The organism is Yersinia intermedia (assembly GCF_900635455.1).
GTDB lineage: Bacteria > Pseudomonadota > Gammaproteobacteria > Enterobacterales > Enterobacteriaceae > Yersinia > Yersinia intermedia.
In genome coordinates, this window is the sequence record NZ_LR134116.1 from 1,187,541 (window position 1) to 1,202,811 (window position 15,271).

Here is a 15,271-nt window from a genome sequence, read left to right on the forward strand (position 1 = left end):
TGTTTAAGGGCATCCACATATTCTGCGACGGGGCAATTTATTGCCCCGTTGTCACATCTATACCCGCCATACTTCACGAATTATTCAGGGTATATTACGGTCAAAGATAAGCTAAGCTCGCCGTTTTTACTGCAAATAACAATAAAAGCAGGTCTGATGATGATATCTGACGATATGGACAAGCAGCCTTAATTAAAAGCACTTAGCTCAAAGCCAGGTGCTTTTTTTTTATCTCAATCAAGAGACATTGTTCCTGGTACATACCCAATAGATTTCAAGTTGTGGGCAGGCGACAAACGAGATACAAATCGGTCGGGAACCGATTGAACAGTATTTCTGCTAGCCCGCAGGGTGAGCCTCAAGGATGAGGCTCATTAATCCCAATGAGCTGACATCAGTCAGTGATTCGGGTTATTGAGTGCAATCAACACACCTGCAACTTAAAATATGACGGGTAATTGGGCCACAAGCATTGTAATCCTCACGCAGTCAGTTAGCATCACCACAGAATGATAGGTAATGAGATGATTTCGTTGAAAAGATGGCGTTTATTCCCCCGTTCTTTACGTCAATTGGTGCTCATGGCATTTCTGTTGGTGCTGTTACCTTTATTGGTGCTGGCATATCAGGCTTATCAAAGCCTTGACCACCTAAGCACGCAGGCGGCCGACATTAATCGTACTACGCTGGCAGATGCGCGGCGCAGTGAGGCGATGACCAGTGTGGCGCTCGAAATGGAGCGTAGCTATCGCCAGTACTGCGTATTAGGTGACGCAACACTGGCAAAGTTATATCAGCATCAGCGTAAACAGTACGCTCAAATGCTTGATACTCACGCCCCTATCCTGCCAGATGCCCGTTACTATCAGACCCTGAGCGGTTTACTGGCACAACTTTCTGATATTAAATGTAAAAACAGTGGCCCGGAACAAAGTGCGTCAACGCTGTTGGAGCAGTTCTCCCGCTCGAATGCCGAGATGGTACAGGCAACGCGCGATGTGATTTTCTCCCGTGGTCAGCAACTACAAAAAGATATTGCCGAACGTGGGCAATTCTTTGGTTGGCAATCCCTGTTGCTGTTTTTAGTCAGCGTACTGTTAGTGGTGTTATTCACTCGGATGATAATCGGGCCGGTTAAAGGCATTGAGCGGATGATTAATCGCTTGGGTGAAGGGCGGCCATTGGGTAATACTGCGCTGTTTAAAGGGCCACGCGAGTTACGATCACTGGCACAACGTATTATTTGGCTCAGCGAGCGCTTAGCGTGGTTAGAGTCACAACGCCACGAGTTTTTGCGCCATATCTCTCATGAATTGAAAACACCATTAGCCAGTATGCGCGAAGGGACTGAATTGTTAGCGGATGAGGTTGCCGGGCCGTTGACGCAAGATCAAAAAGAAGTTGTGGCTATCCTTGATAACAGTAGCCGCCATTTGCAATTATTGATTGAGCAATTATTAGACTATAACCGTAAACTGGCAGACGGCCCCGGCGAACATGAAAATGTTGAGCTGGCAGAAATGGTCGAGGATGTTATTTCAGCCCACAGTTTACCTGCAAGGGCCAAGGCTCTGCGCACCGAAACGGATCTTCAGGCGGACATTTGTTGGGCAGATCCGACACTATTAATGCGGGTATTGGATAATCTCTACTCCAATGCGGTGCACTATGGCGAGGAATCCGGTACCATTTGGATTCGCAGCCGTCGGGTGAATAACCGCGTACAAATTGATATTGCCAATACTGGGGCTCCGATCCCGCGTTCTGAAGAAACCATGATATTTGAGCCTTTTTATCAGGGAAGCCACCAGCGAAAAGGGGCTGTCAAAGGCAGTGGATTGGGGCTGAGTATTGCCCAGGACTGCATCAGACGTATGCAGGGCGACTTGCAACTGGTGGCCGTTGATTACGCTGCGGTCTGCTTTCGTGTTGAATTGCCACTAACCGCCGAGAATGAATGAATAATGTACAAAAGGTCTATGAGCAGCGTTATTAAAAAGACCGTCTTTTTATCATGTCCGACATCAACTGCGGCAGCGATGCCAGCGGCTAAATCTGCTATGGGTATTTTTTGGCAAGCTTTGTTGCTGGCTCCACTTTTGCTCACTGGATGTAGTGATAATCCAGCCAGTAGCCGTTTTTCACAAGCAGTACAGATGGTCATACCGGAAACGAAAATTGTTGATTATCGGACCTTATCTTGCGATGTGTTATGGGATCTTGATGATAAAGAGACGTTGGAGAACTCCCTTTACTGGCTACGGGCAATGGATTGTGCTGAACGCTTGGGTTCTACTCAAGCACGAGTATTAGCGAAGTCACTACCGGTAACGGCATGGCCTTCGGCCTTTAAGCAGGGCATTTTAGTTAGCAGTGCTGAGCCGACAATGGCGGAACGTCGCCAAGTGGTTGAGCGTTTAAACAATTATAGCCAAAGCGTCCCTGGGGCTGTGCGCCCATTGATTCAGCTATGGCGTGAGCAACAGGTGCTGCGCATCTCCCTGGCAGAAGAGCGCATTCGCTATCAGCGCTTACAAGACGAATCGGACGCCCAGATTGATCGCCTGCGGGAAAGCCAGACCCGGTTGCAATATAACTTGCTGGATACCACCCGTAAGTTAGAAAACCTGACTGATATCGAACGGCAGCTTTCAACACGCAAGCAGTTGCAGAATGAAATTCCAGATACTGATGCAGATAGCAAATCAGCCATCGTGCCGAAATCGGTAGAGGCTAAACCTCAGCCAAAAGTTGAGGCGACTAAACCAGTTGCAGCTAAGCCAGTAGAGGCTAAACCGGTTGAAGCTAAACCGGTTGAAACTAAACCGGTTGAAGCTAAACCAGTTGAAGCTAAACCAGTTGAAGCTAAACCAGTTGAAGCTAAACCGGTTGAAGCTAAGCCAGTTGAAGCTAAGCCAGTTGAAGCCAAACCAGTTGAAGCCAAACCGGTTGAAGCTAAACCAGTTGAAGCTAAGCCAGTTGAAGCCAAACCAACAGCACCTCAAGCTGACACTAAACCGGCTCCGCAATCGGTAGAAAAACCGGCTGATACTTATACTCCGCCAGTGGTACCCCCAACGGATGTACCACCTGCCACCAATAAGGAATCTCATGACGCCACGCAAACCGGCCAATCTACTGCTGGTTGATGACGACCCCAGCTTACTTAAGTTACTGGGGATGCGTTTAACCAGCGAAGGGTTTAATGTCACTACGGCTGAAAGCGGCCAGGAAGCGTTGCGCCTGTTAATGCGTGAGAAGATAGATTTGGTTATCAGTGACTTGCGGATGGATGAAATGGACGGCATGGCGCTGTTTGTGGAAATTCAGAAGCATCAGCCAGGCATGCCAGTGATTATCCTGACCGCCCACGGCTCGATCCCTGATGCCGTGGCTGCCACCCAGCAAGGGGTGTTCAGTTTCCTGACCAAACCCGTTGATCGCGATGCTTTATATAAAGCCATTGATGCAGCTTTAGAGCTTTCTATTCCTGCCGGTGATGATACCTGGCGTGAAGAGATAGTGACCCGCAGCCCGGTTATGTTGCGCTTGCTAGAGCAGGCTAAAATGGTGGCGCAATCTGACGTTAGTGTGCTGATTATCGGGCAAAGTGGAACCGGTAAAGAGGTTCTGGCACAAGCTATTCATGCTGCCAGCCCTCGGGCGAAAAAAGCCTTTATTGCCATTAACTGTGGTGCATTGCCGGAACAGTTGCTGGAGTCTGAATTATTCGGCCATGCCAAAGGTGCGTTTACCGGTGCGGTCAGTAGCCGTGAAGGGCTATTTCAGGCCGCAGAAGGCGGCACGCTGTTTTTAGACGAAATTGGCGATATGCCACTGTCTTTACAGGTTAAATTACTGCGAGTGTTGCAAGAGCGCAAAGTGCGCCCACTGGGCAGCAACCGTGATTTAAGCATCGATGTGCGGGTCATCTCAGCCACCCACCGTGATTTGCCTAAAGCCATGGCAAAAAATGAATTCCGCGAAGATCTCTACTATCGTTTGAATGTGGTGAATCTGAAGATCCCGGCGCTGCATGAGCGCTCAGAAGATATCCCGCTACTGGCTAATCATCTGTTACGTGAATCAGCTAAGCGGCATAAGCCATTTGTCCGCAGTTTCTCAACCGATGCCATGAAGCGGTTAATGACCGCCAGTTGGCCGGGGAACGTGCGCCAGTTGGTCAACGTGATTGAACAATGTGTCGCACTCACCTCGGCTCCGGTCATTAGTGAGGCACTGGTTGAGCAGGCGCTGGAAGGGGAAAATACGGCATTGCCAACCTTTGTTGAAGCCCGTAATCAGTTCGAATTGAATTATTTGCGTAAGTTGCTACAAATCACTACAGGTAATGTGACCCAGGCTGCCCGGATGGCAGGGCGTAACCGTACCGAGTTTTACAAGTTGTTGTCGCGCCATGAGCTGGATGCCAATGATTTTAAAGAATAATTATTGTGAGTTAGTGGTAATAATTATTCCCTGATAAAGCTGAAATAGAGTTTAAACACAAATGAGCAGATCACTTTCCATTGCGTTAGCCCAGTTGAATTGGCTGGTTGGCGATATTGAAGGCAACACGGAACGTATGTTGCAAACCTTAAATGAGCAGCAGAAGGCGGGTGCTTCACTGGTTATGTTCTCCGAGCTGGCTTTGTCCGGTTATCCGCCAGAAGATCTGCTGTATCGTGATGATTTCTATCAACGTTGTGAAGCACAACTGGATCGTTTGCAGGCGGCAACACAGCAGACGGCGGTGCTGGTAGGGCACCCGTGGCGTGAAGAGGGCAACTTGTATAACGCATTGTCCCTGTTTGCGGAAGGCAAATTGCTGGGGCGCTATTTCAAACAGCAATTGCCTAACTACGGCGTGTTCGACGAGAAACGTTACTTCTCCGCAGGCCATGAAAGCTGTGTCGTGGAACTTAATGGCTACCGGTTGGGGCTGCTTATTTGTGAAGATTTATGGTTCGATGGCCCGGTAGATGCCGCTAAAGCTGCCGGTGCAGAAGTGATATTGTCGATCAATGCTTCGCCATATAACCGTGAAAAACCGTATATTCGTAAAACTTTGATGGCAGGCCACTGCCAGCGCACTGGGTTGCCACTGGTTTATCTCAACCAGATTGGCGGGCAGGATGAGCTGATTTTTGACGGTTGTTCCAAAGTGTTCGATGCGGCGGGTAATATGACGCATCGTTTAGCGGCCTTTGCGGAACAGACCACCATGTTGCAATTGAATGAGTGCAATGTGGTACCCATGACGGCCCCTGCCGCAGAGTTACCGCCATTAGCACAAGTGTATGAAGCGCTGGTGTTGGCGGTGCGTGATTATGTGACAAAAAATGGGTTTAATGGCGCAGTGCTGGGCTTGTCCGGGGGGATTGACTCGGCGCTGACCTTGGCGATTGCAGTTGATGCGTTGGGCAAAGATAAAGTTCAGGCATTGATGATGCCGTTCCGCTACACCGCCGATATCAGTATTGCCGATGCTAAAGAAGAAGCTGAAATTCTCGGTATTGAATTTGATGTGCTGTCCATCGAGCCGATGTTTGATGCCTTTATGAGCCAACTGGCACCGATGTTTGCCGGTACTGGCCGCGATACGACAGAAGAAAATCTACAGGCACGCTGCCGTGGTGTCGTGTTAATGGCTTTGTCTAACAAACGCCGCAGTATTGTATTAACTACCGGTAACAAAAGTGAAATGGCGGTAGGCTATGCCACGCTGTACGGTGATATGGCCGGTGGTTTTGATGTGCTGAAAGATGTGCCAAAGACCCTGGTATTTAAACTGTCGGAATACCGTAATACCGTCTCTTATGTGATTCCGCAGCGGGTGATTACTCGCCCACCGTCTGCCGAGCTGGCTCCTGATCAGAAAGATGAGGACAGTCTGCCACCTTATGATATTTTGGACGCTATTCTCGAAGGGTACGTCGAGCAGGATAAGTCGGTGGCTGATTTGGTCGCAGACGGTTTTGATGAAGCTATCGTGCGTAAGGTCATCCGCCTGGTAGATATCAATGAATATAAGCGGCGTCAGTCGGCTGTCGGGCCACGTATTACCGCCCGCAATTTTGGTAAAGATAGACGCTATCCGATTACATCAGGCTTTGGCCGCAAGAATTGGTAAAACAGGGATTCACCATGAAAAAAATTGACGCGATTATTAAGCCATTCAAACTGGATGATGTCCGTGAGGCACTGGCTGAAGTCGGTATCACCGGGATGACAGTGACAGAAGTAAAAGGTTTTGGCCGCCAGAAAGGGCACACCGAACTGTACCGTGGCGCTGAGTATATGGTGGATTTCCTGCCAAAAGTAAAAATAGAAATTGTGGTTGCTGACGATATTGTCGATACCTGCGTTGAAGCGATTATGCAAACCGCCCAGACCGGCAAAATCGGCGATGGCAAAATATTTGTATTTGATGTCTCACGCGTGGTGCGTATCCGTACCGGTGAGCAAGACGAAGAAGCGATTTAAATTTGGCGACTGCACCGATGGGCACTCCGGCGGTGCACACTGCTACGACCCATTCGGTACATTTCCCCCACCTATTGACGTGATAATAAGCCCGTTTCCACCAGCGGGCTTTTTTTACCCCTAAATTCGACGTACTTGGCGTTGCAGGTAGGCCGCAAGCGACCCCCCTGCAACGTCAAGTACCAAGGATTTATGCTGGAACAAATAACCCCAGCCAATAGAATAGATTCAGCACGATACCGGCAAGAATCACCGCCACCACCGGTGCGGCAATCTTCATCACCGGGCGACCAATGGCTTCATTCAGGAAATATAAGGCGGTGGTGATGGTGAAACCGGTATAACCCGCCATTTTGATCGATGCAAAAATTGCCCCGATTAACAGCGCGTATTCCATCAGCAAGTTCATGGCGTTACGGATATTATCAGACGCATTGCGTACTGATGGGAAGCGGCCTAACCATTTTCCGATTGAACGCAGCATCAGCACTTCCAGTGATATCACCACCGCGCCTATTATCCCCGCCAGCAAGGGGTTGGGGACCAGATAACCGACCACAAACACAAAAGTGAAACCGGCAACGGCATAAACACCGGTCGCCAGCGCCGTGGTGGCAATCAGCGGCACAAATCCGAGGCCACGCATAAACTCAGCCAACGACGCCTGATGGATTAATGCCAATGACTCTTCCGGCGTGATGCCCGGTGCGTAAGCTTTTGCCAGTGTATAAATGGACACTTCGCTACCACCAAAAATCTTCATACTGGCGACGGCTGAAATTAATCCACCCACCACCGCCAGCATCGGTAAGTTCTTAATAATTCGCTGGGTTCGCTCTTCAAATACAGAGTGCCCGCCACCACCCCCCAAGTGGGTTTTTGCCCGTAAGTCTTGAGCAATAGCAATGCCGATAAGCAGGATCATACCGACAAAAATTTCAATTGATTCAGGGAATAACCCGGTGAAGCGGATAATAAGTAGCCGGGTTAGCAGCACGATAAAGGCGGAAATAACCGCAGTTTTCCAGCCAAACTGATAGAAAATAGCCACCAATGGGAACAGGGCAAAGGCTGATATCACCGGGCTACTCAACTCCCCCAGAGAGCCGATAAAATTCACTGGCAATGAGGTGAGCGCAGTATTAACCGCCGGTAAGCTGGTAAGGGCCAAAATACCCCACGCGGCCCCCAGTGCGAATGCCAGATAGCTATTGATTGCCAGCACACCAATGATGTCAGTCGGCAAAAACAGTAACCAGGAGTTAAGTAAGCCGGTCGAAAGGGTAAATGAGATACCGACTGAGGCGATAAAACCCACACTCAGACCGAAAGCGATACTACCCGCTTCACGGCGGCTCATATTACCTTCAACCAACTGTGGCAAAATAGGGCGGATGCCATCATGGAACACGGCAACGGAACGGTGAGAAAGCAGCGCGGTCATCCCTGTTAGTAGAGCAACCACAACTATATGAATATAATCCACGGTGGTCTCCCCTTAGCGCAACTGTGTAATAAGCAGTGGGATGGCATGTTCAATATGTTCGACGGATAAGCCAAATGCCACTTTGCCATCGGTCACCAACTTCGCTATTTGCTCAGGTTTAGCTTTGATGCCAGGTTTGGCGATAGTGGCGCTTTTGTTATAACCGATAATCGCGATAGCCATCGACAATGCTGCTCCGGCTCCGGTGTTACAGGCTCCGATATAATAGTCCAACTGGCCTTCTTTCACTTTGATAGCCGCATCCATGTCCGAGAGAATAAATGTCTCAAAGGTATTCGGTGCCGTCTGCTCGATCATTTCGCGTATTAACTCTCGTTGCAGCCCGGCAATGCCAATCTTCTTCATAATCACTTTCCTTGCGTGGCGAAAAATTTATTAGGATTGTGGCGCAACATCATTTCCACCTGAGCGTGGGAAATCCCTGCGGCCAGTAACATGGGAACAAACGAATCAACTAAATAACTAAACCCGCTGCCGCCATTCGCTTTTAAATGTGAACGGCGGGTGATATCCATCGATAGCATGACTCTATCCAGCAACCCGCGTTCAGCCAACGTCAGTAACATCGCGACCCGACGTTGGTCCGGGAAATAACTATTTTTACCGATGGTATCGAATTGGACATATACGCCCCTATCGATCATTTGCACAATAAGATCAGGCTGTTCTTTCAGGTCACAATGGCCGATGACCACTCTATCAAGTGGTACACCATGTTGTTTGAGTAGATCAATTTGCTGCAACCCCATGGTACTGAAACTGGTATGGGTTGAGATGGCCAGGCCAGTTGCATGGTGAGTCAGTGCTGCGGCATGAAAGACTTTTGCTTCATCAGGGGTAATCACCCCCTCACTGGTGCCTATCTCAGCAATGATGCCCGCTTTCAGTTCGGTGCCATCAATACCTGTCTCGATCTCATCAATCATGGTTTGTGCCAATTGCTGTGCGGTACTTGTACGCACCTTCGGCGGGTAGAAACTGTCGGTGTAGTAACCGGTTGATGCGATGATATTTATGCCACTGTCATGCATCAGATTCAATAAAAACTGAGGGTTACGACCCATGTAACGGTTGGTCACTTCGACGATGTTTACCACCCCTTTACTCACCAGTTCACGCATTTCGTCACAAATTGGCTGATATTGATCCAAGCGGCAGTCCAGATTATTTTTGAAGCCAGACAAGTCAATGTGGAGATGTTCGTGTGCGTAGGTGTATCCATTGGGATTGATCATCGAGTAGGCTCCGACGAAGGGCGGTATAGGGGCCAAAGTTCACCCGGATATCGACAGTCTTTTATTGCAGGATGATTGATTTCATTAATATCGCTTATGATAATGACACTACTATATCGGCAGTTTTATTAATCAGTACAGCAACAATATGGTTTATTAACCCTATTATTCAATAAGAGTATCACGAGAACATATTACCAGGGCTAAAGCGTTGGCTTCTTGTTTTACCTGAGCTGATTACCCAGACTGTCGTAACAGCCCAGTAGACGGGGCTTGCCACTCTGAATTCCATCAATCAATACTACGTCGCTGCGGGTAACAAATATCTGCGTGCGGAAACTCATGATGGTCGGGCTGCCAATGGGGAATTTACCCGCCAAACGCAGACAGTAATCGATACTGCTATCTTCCATCGGTGATACTACGCTTTGACTGAAGCGGTTGCCATGCCAGACCAATGCGTTTTGCAAATGACCACGGCGATAATAACCTCCGCCAAAAAAATAGCTGCTATCAGCGACATGATGCGAAATCTCCGACAGATAAAGCATGGAAATCTGTTCAGGTTGGTTACCATGCTGATTGGCGGGAATGGTGCCGGTGAGTGCATGCCCAGGTTCACTGTGTGTTACGCCTAGCTGGGCTAATTGGGGTAGGGTAGTGCAACTGGTGGCGGAAGGGGCGTTGATTTGCTCAAGGCTAATGCCTTGCGTCAGTAGGATATCGCGGGCGGCCAGTAAAGTGTGCATATTGGCCGTCGGTAAGGTCTGCCGTGATAGGGGATCATACAACATACAAGGGAAGTGTGTTATTCCGACCAGGCGCACCGCTGGCATTTCATTGATCGCAGCAATGGTTGCGGGTAAATTCTCTAATGCGAAACCGGCTTCCTGCCCGGCATACAGCAAATCACCGGGTTGAAATACTTTCAGCATCAGCGGTTGGATATGATGTTGGTGGTGGGCGGCTTGAGAGACCTCCCGTGCCTTCTCCAATGAGAAAACGGTAATCACTTCTGGCCGCTGGCGCACTATCGACGCTACCATTGCTGAGGGCGGCTGCACTAAATGACCCACATGGGCGACAGGAATAGCATGGCGGTATAACTGCCGCGCCTCTTTAAAATCGACCGCGACCATTCCCTGAAAACCGCATGCCAGCAGGCGGCGGCATAGTTCAGGATTACGCCCGAACTGCTTACTCATCAGATACAGTTTTATCTGGTATCGATTGGCCGTTGCAACCAGTAAACGGGCATTAGCTTCAGTTTGTTCCACGTCAATAACATAACTATCTGGATAGATTTCCCCCTGTTGCCAGTAGGAGATAGCGGCATCGATTAATTTGGTATTTTGTTTTAAAAGGGTTTTTAAAAACATTTGATGTCCTAACTCCCTGAGGCAGAATTATTTTGTTTAATTATTATTATTTTGAATATTTACTAAAAAAAGACCCTGATATTAGTTGTTCAACAACGCATCCCGCTAAGCGCTGTTTCAGCGCAATGGGGGCATATCACTAGAAATGTATAGACCGTAAAGGTTAGCGAGTAAATATCCTATTTCGTTTTCTGCCGGTTTTAGTGAAAAATAGGCCAATAAATCCTGATTGATTTCACGGATATAGTGAATCTCTTCACTTTGGGTAATTTCCGCTAATATCGCCGGATCCAAAGCATGGATCTCTTCGCCCCGGCGGGTACGCATTAATGCATTCGCCATATGCGTAATGGCCATAATGCCCTGTTCACCCCTGGCGGGTAACTGCCAAAAATTTTCTAACCGGTTGATAACTTGATCTAAACCTTGACCAATATCAGTATCGATAACCCCTGATTGACACAGAATATTAAGACGCGCATCAATACAATTTGCCAAAGAGTAGGCCTCCTGAAAACGGCTTAGCTTGCAGCCAGGTAAGTAATATTAATAGCGAGGTTCTATCTCGCCCTTCTGTACTGCCCGCTGATGGTGCAGCAACAATGCTTCATTAATGCCTTTTTCCAGTAATAATTTGATTGGATGGTTATCTGGCCTGGTTAGGATCACCGCCTGAGAGGCCTGAATATAACGCTCATCGCCTTGTAATTTTATCGCCTGCAAATGTTCATGAGGAATATCTTCAGCCAGATTCCAAATAGCTGCATCAATATCACCACGGCTAATATGTGCGATACAGTCGCTATAAGGTAATTCAACCCGTTCAATGGGTTGACCAGAAAATTTAATGTCAGTCAGTAAACATTGGTCGGGCGAGCGCGGGTCCAATCCTACCCGCCGGATTTTGTGCTGTTCACCAGGGCGGCAAATAAGCTGGTGGCCATCCACGTAAGAGCCGTTTCCCAGATTTAATGCCAGTGATACTTTCCCTTCGTTCAGATAACTTTTCGCTGCCAGATGCGACACAACGGCCATATCGTAAACACCGTCTATTAGGCATTCGATACGCACTTCGGCCCCCCGCATATGGGCAAAATAGAGCGGGAGTAGGGTAAATTGTTCTCTTAAACCGCTGGCCAGCCCTTCATAAAGCTTGGTATAAGGCAGCGGCATGGCACATACCATGTTACCCAAATCAGCTTGTTGCAGTAGCTGCGACATATTGAGGTCAATAAGCAAAGTACCATTACGACCTCGACGCTCAACGACGATAGCCCCATCAGCTTCCAAAACTTTTAATGCGTGCTGAACTACACCGACGGAAATACCAAAATCTTCTGATAATTCATCAATGGTTTTAAGCCGATTACCAGAGCGCTCACCAATTAAATAGCGCGCTATTGATACCAATGCCAACCCTTCCTTTTTTATGAATTTCTTACTCATGGTAGGTCAATTCAGCCTTATTTCACCCGATAGTTAATGATGTTAGCGGGTAATAAATAGTAAGAGGGTAATTTTAGCCATACGGATAATTTTCAGTTGTATAGATATTGACACACTTGTCCAATGTATCATCGTGGCAATAATGAGTCAGGATATATGTGATACACATCACATTGCGCCAAATTTAAACGTAATAATTAGAGGTGTTTTTTGAACGGAAATGCAGGAGAGGCGCGGCGGCCTCTCCATGAGAAACTCAATAATTATATGACTTTATGTGGGCCGAAACATTCATAATGAATATGTGCAGGTGCGATCCCTTGCGCCAATAACTGCTGGCCAGCAAATTGCATAAATGCCAGCGGGCCACAGAAATAATAATGTCTATTGGGATCGGCTGCCAGCCACTGATGTGAACTGAGATCCATCAGCCCCTGGCTGTGGTAATCCTCACCGGCAATATCCTGAGCGGTGGGCGCGCGGTACCATACGTGGCGGCTAAGATTAGGCATATTCTGTGCAATAGCCGCGACTTCATTGGCAAATGCGTGTACTCGGCCATTTTCAGCAGCATGCAGCCAATGTATTGATGCAGCATGCTGCTTATCATGAAGGGTATTGAGCATACTCAACATTGGGGTTTGGCCTACACCAGCGGAAATCAGTGCAACAGGCGTTTCTGGTGAGATATCGAGAAAGAAATCGCCACGAGGAGGAGCGATACGCACACTATCCCCTTCGTGCAGTTGTTGGTGTAAATAGTTAGAAACGGTGCCTTGCTCTTCACGTTTCACTGCAATACGGTAAGTCTTACCGTTGGGTGCTGCTGTCAGGGAATATTGGCGGATTTCTTGATATTCAAGTTGCTCATCTTCAATATAAATCCCCAGATATTGCCCCGGTTTGAAATCTAGCACAGGGCCACCGTCTTGCGGCGCTAACACAAAGCTGCAAATCACCTCGCTCTGCATCTCTTTTTTGATGATGCGAAAACGGCGCAAGGTGCGCCAGCCACCGGTGCTGGCCTCCCCCTGTTGATAAATCTGACTTTCTCGCTGAATAAAAACATCCGCCAGCACACCATAGGCCTTACCCCAGGCATCTAACACTTCCTGGCCGGGGGAGAACATTTCATCCAGCGTACTGATGAGATGATGACCGACAATGGCATAGTGCTCTGGTTGAATATTCAGGCTGGTATGTTTTTGGGCAATACGCTCAACGGCGGGAAGTAGAGCCGCCAAATTATCGATATTGGCTGCATAGGCACAAATCGCATTAAACAGAGCCTCACGCTGATCACCATTAAACTGATTGCTCATATTGAAAATGTGCTTCAGCTCGGGGTTGTGCCCGAACATGCGATCATAAAAGTGTGCAGTGAGTTTGGGGCCAGTGGCGGCAAGTAGCGAGATGGTGGATTGAACGGTGGCGATGGTTTGGTTATCTAGCATGGTGTGCTCCTTATTCCCTTGGTACTTGGCGCCACAGCAGTGTTAGCCTGCTCTCGTTACTTAGCCCATCTACAGGCTTCGCCTTTACGAGCCCGTTGCTTGCGACCTTGCTGCAACGCGAATTACGTTGGGTATTATTGTGTGTAAATTAATACATGCATTTTAAATGCATCTTATAGATTGTGCCCTAATTTGTAAATGTAGATTCTACTTATAAGCGATTACTCTTACGGGTTAGTTCACAGAATGTGAAAAAATCACATGTTGAATATGAGGATAATTCCGTTGCATTGGATGAAGTCTGAACAGCTCAAAGCCTTACACCGTCTGGAGCCAATCGTTTGCGTAAAAACCTCTGTCAAGACCTATCTTACCGGGGGGAAAACAGTTTACACTGTGGGCTAGAACCCAAACGGGTAGCCCACTAGGTATAACTTGTTAGCTAAGTCAGGAGAGCCGGATGTTAAAGCGTGAAATGAACATTGCCGATTATGATGCAGATTTATGGCATGCAATGGAGCAAGAAGTGGTGCGCCAGGAAGAGCACATTGAACTGATTGCCTCTGAGAACTACACCAGCCCGCGCGTTATGCAGGCGCAAGGTTCTCAGTTGACGAATAAATATGCTGAAGGTTACCCAGGCAAGCGTTACTACGGTGGTTGTGAGTACGTTGACGTTGTTGAGCAATTGGCTATTGATCGTGCTAAAGCGCTGTTCGGTGCCGATTACGCCAACGTCCAGCCACATTCCGGTTCCCAGGCAAACGTCTCTGTTTACTCTGCATTGCTGCAACCCGGTGATACTGTATTGGGGATGAATCTGGCCCATGGCGGCCACCTGACCCACGGCTCACCGGTTAACTTCTCCGGTAAACTGTACAATATCGTGCCTTACGGTATCGATGAATCTGGTCAGATTGATTATGAAGATCTGGCGCGTCAGGCCGAAATTCATAAACCAAAAATGATCATCGGTGGCTTCTCTGCTTATTCCGGTATCGTTGATTGGGCAAAAATGCGTGAAATTGCTGACAGCATCGACGCATGGTTCTTTGTGGATATGGCTCACGTAGCAGGTCTGGTTGCTGCAGGCGTTTATCCTAACCCAGTTCCACATGCACATGTCGTTACCACTACCACGCACAAAACCCTGGCTGGCCCACGCGGCGGCCTGATTTTGGCGAAAGGCGGTGATGAAGACCTGTACAAGAAACTGAACTCTTCTGTTTTCCCTGGCAACCAGGGTGGTCCATTGATGCATGTTATTGCCGGTAAAGCAGTAGCATTGAAAGAAGCCATGGAACCAGAGTTCAAAATTTACCAGCATCAGGTAGTTAAAAACGCCAAAGCGATGGTGTCAGTGTTCCAGGATCGCGGCTATAAAGTGGTTTCTGGCGGTACTGAGAACCACCTGTTCCTGTTGGATCTGGTGGATAAAGATATCACCGGTAAAGACGCCGATGCCGCCTTGGGCCGTGCAAATATTACCGTGAACAAAAACAGCGTACCTAACGATCCGAGAAGCCCGTTTGTGACTTCAGGCGTGCGTATCGGTAGCCCGGCAATTACCCGCCGTGGCTTCAAAGAAGCGGAATCTCGCGAACTGGCTGGCTGGATGTGTGATGTGTTGGATAACATCAATGATGAAGCAGTCATTGAGCGTGTGAAACAGAAAGTGCTGGATATCTGCGCCCGCTTACCGGTTTACGCATAATATTGCTGGATCTATAGCTGTAAAAAAACCCGCGAATGCGGGTTTTTTTA

13 protein-coding genes are annotated in these 15,271 nt (G+C 48.2%); 6 read left to right on the forward strand and 7 right to left on the reverse strand.

The genetic code is table 11. The features are described from left to right. Positions 1 to 524: 524 nt before the first annotated feature. The 5 genes from EL015_RS05595 (at position 525) to glnB (ending at position 6,486) form a co-directional block, all read left to right on the forward strand. Entirely contained in the window at positions 525 to 1,961 is a 1,437-nt protein-coding gene (locus tag EL015_RS05595) for a sensor histidine kinase (protein WP_032907966.1), read from the forward strand. A gap of 78 nt (positions 1,962 to 2,039) precedes the next feature. Then, positions 2,040 to 3,149: a two-component system QseEF-associated lipoprotein QseG gene (qseG, locus tag EL015_RS05600; protein WP_005192765.1), complete on the forward strand. Its 1,110-nt coding sequence runs from the start codon at positions 2,040 to 2,042 to the stop codon at positions 3,147 to 3,149. Further along, the gene (glrR, locus tag EL015_RS05605) at positions 3,112 to 4,449 is read left to right on the forward strand and encodes a two-component system response regulator GlrR (protein WP_032907964.1); all 1,338 of its coding nucleotides are present in this window, start codon (positions 3,112 to 3,114) and stop codon (positions 4,447 to 4,449) included. The genes qseG and glrR overlap by 38 nt, the downstream gene beginning before the upstream one ends. Positions 4,450 to 4,510: 61 nt before the next feature. Next, positions 4,511 to 6,133 carry an NAD+ synthase gene (locus EL015_RS05610; protein WP_005192759.1) on the forward strand — a complete coding sequence of 541 codons (1,623 nt, stop codon included), beginning with the start codon at positions 4,511 to 4,513 and terminating at the stop codon, positions 6,131 to 6,133. Between the two features lie 14 nt (positions 6,134 to 6,147). Continuing rightward, positions 6,148 to 6,486 carry a nitrogen regulatory protein P-II gene (gene glnB / locus EL015_RS05615; protein ID WP_002231018.1) on the forward strand — a complete coding sequence of 113 codons (339 nt, stop codon included), beginning with the start codon at positions 6,148 to 6,150 and terminating at the stop codon, positions 6,484 to 6,486. Positions 6,487 to 6,676: 190 nt separating this feature from the next. On the opposite strand, the gene EL015_RS05620 is transcribed toward glnB, so the two are convergent. The 7 genes from EL015_RS05620 to hmpA all read right to left on the reverse strand — a co-directional run bounded on the left by EL015_RS05620 (position 6,677) and on the right by hmpA (position 13,507). Beyond that, positions 6,677 to 7,972 (reverse strand): YhfT family protein, encoded by a 1,296-nt coding sequence (locus tag EL015_RS05620; RefSeq protein ID WP_032907963.1) that lies wholly within the window; start codon positions 7,970 to 7,972, stop codon positions 6,677 to 6,679. Between the two features lie 12 nt (positions 7,973 to 7,984). Next, positions 7,985 to 8,338 (reverse strand): DUF2620 domain-containing protein, encoded by a 354-nt coding sequence (locus EL015_RS05625; protein WP_005192751.1) that lies wholly within the window; start codon positions 8,336 to 8,338, stop codon positions 7,985 to 7,987. A 2-nt stretch (positions 8,339 to 8,340) separates the two neighbouring features. After that, positions 8,341 to 9,228: a phosphotriesterase-related protein gene (locus EL015_RS05630; RefSeq protein ID WP_032907962.1), complete on the reverse strand. Its 888-nt coding sequence runs from the start codon at positions 9,226 to 9,228 to the stop codon at positions 8,341 to 8,343. A 224-nt stretch (positions 9,229 to 9,452) separates the two neighbouring features. Continuing rightward, entirely contained in the window at positions 9,453 to 10,607 is a 1,155-nt protein-coding gene (locus EL015_RS05635; protein ID WP_005192743.1) for a YhfX family PLP-dependent enzyme, read from the reverse strand. 117 nt (positions 10,608 to 10,724) lie between these two features. Continuing rightward, positions 10,725 to 11,105, reverse strand: a complete 381-nt coding sequence (locus tag EL015_RS05640) for a PRD domain-containing protein (RefSeq protein ID WP_005192739.1) — start codon at positions 11,103 to 11,105, stop codon at positions 10,725 to 10,727. A gap of 48 nt (positions 11,106 to 11,153) precedes the next feature. After that, positions 11,154 to 12,053 (reverse strand): GntR family transcriptional regulator YhfZ, encoded by a 900-nt coding sequence (gene yhfZ / locus EL015_RS05645; RefSeq protein WP_005192736.1) that lies wholly within the window; start codon positions 12,051 to 12,053, stop codon positions 11,154 to 11,156. 263 nt (positions 12,054 to 12,316) lie between these two features. Next, entirely contained in the window at positions 12,317 to 13,507 is a 1,191-nt protein-coding gene (gene hmpA, locus EL015_RS05650; protein ID WP_005192733.1) for an NO-inducible flavohemoprotein, read from the reverse strand. Positions 13,508 to 13,967: 460 nt separating this feature from the next. Here hmpA and glyA point away from each other — a divergent pair, with 460 nt between their 5' ends. Further along, positions 13,968 to 15,221, forward strand: coding sequence for a serine hydroxymethyltransferase (gene glyA, locus EL015_RS05655; protein WP_005192731.1), 1,254 nt, complete (start codon positions 13,968 to 13,970; stop codon positions 15,219 to 15,221). Positions 15,222 to 15,271 lie beyond the last annotated feature (50 nt).

Coding starts and splice junctions, on each gene's coding strand:
- qseG (WP_005192765.1), top strand. CDS start 2,040: ATGCCAGCGGCTAAATCTGCTATGGGTATTTTTTGGCAAGCTTTGTTG.
- EL015_RS05635 (WP_005192743.1), bottom strand. CDS start 10,607: ATGTTTTTAAAAACCCTTTTAAAACAAAATACCAAATTAATCGATGCC.
- glyA (WP_005192731.1), top strand. CDS start 13,968: ATGTTAAAGCGTGAAATGAACATTGCCGATTATGATGCAGATTTATGG.
- glnB (WP_002231018.1), top strand. CDS start 6,148: ATGAAAAAAATTGACGCGATTATTAAGCCATTCAAACTGGATGATGTC.
- EL015_RS05630 (WP_032907962.1), bottom strand. CDS start 9,228: ATGATCAATCCCAATGGATACACCTACGCACACGAACATCTCCACATT.
- EL015_RS05595 (WP_032907966.1), top strand. CDS start 525: ATGATTTCGTTGAAAAGATGGCGTTTATTCCCCCGTTCTTTACGTCAA.
- hmpA (WP_005192733.1), bottom strand. CDS start 13,507: ATGCTAGATAACCAAACCATCGCCACCGTTCAATCCACCATCTCGCTA.
- EL015_RS05625 (WP_005192751.1), bottom strand. CDS start 8,338: ATGAAGAAGATTGGCATTGCCGGGCTGCAACGAGAGTTAATACGCGAA.
- EL015_RS05610 (WP_005192759.1), top strand. CDS start 4,511: ATGAGCAGATCACTTTCCATTGCGTTAGCCCAGTTGAATTGGCTGGTT.
- glrR (WP_032907964.1), top strand. CDS start 3,112: ATGACGCCACGCAAACCGGCCAATCTACTGCTGGTTGATGACGACCCC.
- yhfZ (WP_005192736.1), bottom strand. CDS start 12,053: ATGAGTAAGAAATTCATAAAAAAGGAAGGGTTGGCATTGGTATCAATA.